4 protein-coding genes and 2 pseudogenes are annotated in these 4,737 nt (G+C 67.7%); all 6 read right to left on the bottom strand.

Translation table 11 applies throughout. The features are described from left to right. Positions 1-95 precede the first annotated feature (95 nt). Positions 96-920, bottom strand: a complete 825-nt coding sequence (locus TY51_RS15970; protein WP_042251286.1) for an alpha/beta fold hydrolase — start codon at positions 918-920, stop codon at positions 96-98. Positions 921-947: 27 nt separating this feature from the next. Continuing rightward, complete coding sequence (locus TY51_RS15965) at positions 948-1,736, bottom strand: enoyl-ACP reductase (protein ID WP_042251284.1); 789 nt, start codon at positions 1,734-1,736, stop codon at positions 948-950. Between the two features lie 16 nt (positions 1,737-1,752). After that, entirely contained in the window at positions 1,753-2,982 is a 1,230-nt protein-coding gene (gene fabB, locus TY51_RS15960; protein ID WP_042251282.1) for a beta-ketoacyl-ACP synthase I, read from the bottom strand. Positions 2,983-3,006: 24 nt separating this feature from the next. Then, the gene (gene fabA, locus TY51_RS15955) at positions 3,007-3,516 is read right to left on the bottom strand and encodes a bifunctional 3-hydroxydecanoyl-ACP dehydratase/trans-2-decenoyl-ACP isomerase (RefSeq protein WP_042251280.1); all 510 of its coding nucleotides are present in this window, start codon (positions 3,514-3,516) and stop codon (positions 3,007-3,009) included. Between the two features lie 107 nt (positions 3,517-3,623). Continuing rightward, positions 3,624-4,497 (bottom strand): annotated as a pseudogene (locus TY51_RS15950) (glycosyltransferase family 2 protein). Beyond that, positions 4,497-4,737 (bottom strand): annotated as a pseudogene (locus TY51_RS22835) (hypothetical protein); the annotation flags it as partial. The pseudogenes TY51_RS15950 and TY51_RS22835, both read right to left, overlap by 1 nt.

The following is a 4,737-nucleotide window of genomic DNA, read 5'->3' as shown; positions in this document are numbered from 1 at the left end:
TGTGCTGACCATCGGTGCGGCCTGGGTGGTGACGGTGCCCGGCCGCCGCGGCCCTGGTCGGGCGTCCTGTTCTGGGCGCTGCGCGCGATCGGAGGCTAGGCCGCGCAGGCCGCCAGCCAGCGACCGATCACGTCCAGGGCAGGGGCCTCGTCCAGCCAGGGGATATGGGCACGGCCCGGCACCTGGGCCGTGATCAGGTCGGGGCGCATCGCCTGCATGCGCGCGGCCACCGCCGGCGACAGCAGGTCGGAGTTCGCTCCGCGGATCAGCGCCACGGGCAGTCCGGCCGTCGCCTGCCACAGCGGCCACAGATCGACGGGATCGCCTTGGAACGCGTCCAGAAACGCCTCGCGCAGGGCCGGGTCATAGGTGATGCGCAACCCGTCCGGCGTCTCATGGTAATGGCGGCGGACGTCCTCAAGCCATCGGCCCTCGGGCACGTCGGCAAATCCGGGCATCAGGCCGGGCATCCGCGCGGCCAGTTCGGCATGGGTCGCGACCGTCGGATTGCGCCCGACATAGTCGAAGATGCGCTCCAGTCCGGCACGCTCGATCTCGGGGCCGACATCGTTCAGGCACAGGCCCGACAGGCGGTCATGCGCGGTCGCGGCCAGCACCATGCCGATCAGCCCGCCGCGCGACGTGCCCAGCACCGCGGCCCGGTCGATCCCCAGATGGTCCAGCAGTTCGATGGCATCGCGCGCCTCGCGCGGAACGGTATAGGTCGCGGCCCCGGTCCATTCCGACGCGCCGCGCCCGCGGTAATCCATGCGGATCATCCGCACCCCGGACAGGTGCGGCGCGACATAGTCGAAATCGGACATGCTGCGCGTCAGCCCGGCCAGGCACAGGACCGGGAGGCCGGCCCCCGCATCGGAAAAGGCGATGCGCGCCCCGTCACCCGCCGTGAAAACCGCCATGCCGCCGCCCTTTCGTGGTGATCGCCGCTAGAGGTTCTCGCTCTGCGGCATGCCCAGCACGTGATAGCCGCCATCGACCATCACGATCTCTCCGGTGGTGCAGGCGCCCCAGTCGGACAGCAGCCAGACGGCGGTGCCGCCGATGGCCTCCAGCGTCGCGTTGGCGCGCAGGGGCGAATTCGCCTCGGTATGGCGGAAGGTCTTGCGGGCCCCGCCGATGGCCGCGCCGGCCAGCGTCTTCATCGGGCCGGGGCTGATCGCGTTCACGCGGATGCCGTCCGGGCCAAGGTCGTTGGCCAGATAGCGGACGCTGCTTTCCAGCGCCGCCTTGGCCACGCCCATCACGTTGTAGAAGGGCGTCACACGGTTCGATCCGCCATAGGTCAGGGTGATGATCGACCCGCCATCCGCCATCAGCGGATGGGCACGCCGCGCCAGTTCGATCAGGGAATAGCAGCTGATATCCAGGCTGTGCTTGAAATTGGCGCGGCTGGTGTTCATGAACCGGCCGGTCAGTTCGTCCTTATTGGAGAACGCCACCGCGTGGATCAGGAAGTCCAACGACCCCCACCGATCGGCCAGCGTCGCAAAGGCCGCATCCAGCGACGCGTCGTCCGTTACGTCCACATCGACCAGCAGGTCCGACCCGACAGAGGCGGCCAGCGGTTCGACCCGCTTGCCGAACGCCTCGCCCTGATAGCTGAACGCCAGCTCTGCCCCCTGGTCGGCCAGCGCGCGCGCGATGCCCCAAGCAATGGACCGCTCGTTGGCGACCCCCATCACAAGCCCGCGTTTGCCCTTCAGAAGATCGCCCATGCGTTGGTCCTTTGCGTCAGTCCTGATAGCGCGACATCAGCAGGGTGGCATTCGTGCCGCCAAAGCCGAAGCTGTTCGACAGGACCGAATCCAACCCCGCGTTGTCCACGCGGCTGGTTGCAATCTCGCCCGGTTGAATCTCGGGGTCCAGCGTCGTCACGTTCGCGGATGCGGCGATGAAGTCATTCTGCAACATCAACAGGCTGTAGATCGCCTCGTGCACGCCGGTTGCGCCAAGCGAATGCCCGGTCAGCGACTTGGTCGAGCTGACGGGCGGGGTCGAACCCTCGCCCCAGATGCGGCGGATGGCCTTGATCTCTCCCAGATCGCCGACCGGGGTCGAGGTGCCATGCGCGTTGATATAGCTGACCTTGCGACCCTCGGGCAGGGTGGCCATCGCCACGCGCATTGCGCGCTCGCCGCCCTCGCCGGACGGGGCGACCATGTCGTAACCGTCGCTGGTGGCACCGTAACCGGTGACCTCGGCATAGATCTTGGCGCCGCGCGCCAGCGCGTGCGACAGCTCCTCCAGCACCACGACGCCGCCGCCGCCCGCAATCACGAACCCGTCGCGGGTCGCGTCATAGGGGCGCGATGCGGTCGCGGGCGTGTCGTTGTATTTCGACGACATCGCACCCATCGCGTCGAACAGGCACGACAGCGTCCAGTCCAGTTCCTCGCCGCCGCCGGCAAAGACGATGTCCTGCTTGCCCATCTGGATCTGCTCGACCCCGTTGCCGATGCAATGCGCGGATGTCGCGCAGGCCGAGGTGATGGAATAGTTCACGCCCTTGATCTTGAAGGGCGTCGCCAGGCATGCCGAATTGGTGGACGACATGCAGCGGGTGACCATGAACGGGCCCATGCGCTTGGGGCTGCCCTTTTCGATCACCGTCTGGTGCGCCTGGAAGAAGTTCGACGTGGACGGACCGCCCGAACCCATGATCAGGCCGGTCCGCGGGTTCGACACGTCGTTTTCCTCAAGCCCGCTGTCGGCGATGGCCTGTTCCATGGCCAGGAAGTTGTATGCCGCGCCCGGACCCATGAAGCGCAGGTTGCGCTTGTCGATATGGTCCTCCAGCACGATCTGCGGCATGCCGTGGACCTGGCTGCGAAAGCCGTGTTCGGCGTATTCGGGGGCCGCGACGATGCCCGACTTGCCCGCGCGCAGGCTTTCGGTGACTTCATCGGCGTTGTTGCCGATGGGGGATACGATGCCAAGCCCGGTGATGACGACACGACGCATGGGGGCCTCCTTGAAATGGTGGGGTCAGCTGGCCGACAGGGCCACTTTCATGTCCTTGACCTGATAGATCAGCTCTCCGTCGGCCTCGACCCGGCCGTCGGCGACGCCCATGGTCAGGCGGCGGGTCTGGATGGCCTTGGTGAAATCGACGGTATAGCGCAACAGCTTGCGGTCGGGGCGGACCATGCCGGTCAGCTTGACCTCTCCGACGCCCAAGGCATAGCCGCGACCCTGCCAGCCGCGCCAACCCAGGTTGAACCCGGTCAGCTGCCACAGCCCGTCCAGGCCAAGGCAGCCCGGCATGATCGGGTTGCCGGGGAAATGACAGTCGAAGAACCACAGGTCCGGGGTGATGTCGAATTCGGCGACGATATGGCCCTTGCCATGTTCGCCCGCGTCCTCGGACACCTCGGTGATGCGGTCCATCATCAGCATCGGCGGCTCGGGCAGCTGGGCGTTTCCGGGGCCGAACAGTTCTCCGCGCGCGCAGGCAAGCAGGTCGTCGCGGTCGAAGCTGGTCTGGGTCAATGCCATCCGGGTCGTGCCTTCATCTGTGCGGCCCCCGCGGGCCGGTCGGTTTTCTGGTTGCCGCAGGGTCTATCATCCGGGGCAAGACCCGCGCAAGGGCCAGCCGCAGGCGGCTAGAACCACTGTCCCGGCTCCATCAGGCCCAGATCCATCAGCTGCTGGCCGGTCCAGTCGAAGCGCTGCGAATGGCGCCAGGTCATGTCATGCACGTGGTCGCGCGATCCGGGATTGCGCACCAGCGCCTTGGCGACGCGAAAGGACGCGACCGCCGCCGTCAGGTTGTGGTGCCAGGGACAGGAGTAGGTGTTGTATTCCTCGACCGAGAAGCGGTGGTCGGCGGTCACGGTCAGGCCGGGGGCCGCGCGGAACAGCGCGATGCGGTCGATGCGGCGGCGGTCGGCGGGCAGGAACTCCTCGTACCGCCAGCGCAGGCCGCCGTGGAAATCCAGCTGGCGTTCGCGGATCTGCCGTCCGCGCCGCGCCGGCCAAGCGCGTAATATCCGGTCCGGTCGAACAGCGCGCCGTCCAGATCGACCGCGTCGGGGCAGGCCTGCAGATCGCCCGCATAGAGGTCGATCACATAGGACAGCATCGCGCCGCGCCGTTCCTCGGTGTGAAAGGCCAGCATCTCTCCGACGCTGCGGGTCTCGCAGAACGGATAGAACAGGAATTCGGCGTTGAAGCGTAGTACAGCCACGTGCCCGCAGGCACCGCGCGGATCACCGCGTTCACCGCGTCAACATGCGCCGCAGGCCGGCGCGGGTCGTACCGCAGCTGGGTGACCTGTTCGGCCATCGCGTCGGGCAGGTCCTGCGGCAGGTCCGACATCAGCAGGATGTGGCGGAACCCCCGGTCCAGGTGGTGGCGCAGGGTGGCCGCCACCGCGGTGTCGTCCTCGACCAGGATCACGGCCAGCGGGCCGCGGGCCAGAACGGCGGGCCGTCCCGCCAGGAACGGCTCCATGTCCCGGATCGGCAGGACGGTCATCAGCGCATGACCGCCTTGACCTGCTCCAGCGCGGCGGCCAGCAGGGCGGGGTTGCCCTCGGCCTGAGACACCAGCTGCTTGAGCGTCTGCTTTTGCGCGTCGGAAATGGACGCGCCGTCGATGATGCTGTCGACCTGGGCCCGGTCGAACCCTTCGGGCGTCAGCTGCGCCTCGATCTGGGCTGCGACCGATGCGGCATCGGCGGTGTCGGCGGCGGCCTGGGCCGCGTCCTGGGTGGCG

The sequence above is a fragment of the Paracoccus sp. PAMC 22219 genome, from assembly GCF_000787695.1.
Lineage (GTDB): Bacteria > Pseudomonadota > Alphaproteobacteria > Rhodobacterales > Rhodobacteraceae > Paracoccus.
This window is presented reverse-complemented; position numbering and strand designations above follow the sequence as displayed.

What these genes read in the sequence shown, in the direction of transcription:
- TY51_RS15965 (WP_042251284.1), bottom strand. Translation starts at nt 1,736, where the DNA reads ATGGGCGATCTTCTGAAGGGCAAACGCGGGCTTGTGATGGGGGTCGCC.
- fabA (WP_042251280.1), bottom strand. Translation starts at nt 3,516, where the DNA reads ATGGCATTGACCCAGACCAGCTTCGACCGCGACGACCTGCTTGCCTGC.
- TY51_RS15970 (WP_042251286.1), bottom strand. Translation starts at nt 920, where the DNA reads ATGGCGGTTTTCACGGCGGGTGACGGGGCGCGCATCGCCTTTTCCGAT.
- fabB (WP_042251282.1), bottom strand. Translation starts at nt 2,982, where the DNA reads ATGCGTCGTGTCGTCATCACCGGGCTTGGCATCGTATCCCCCATCGGC.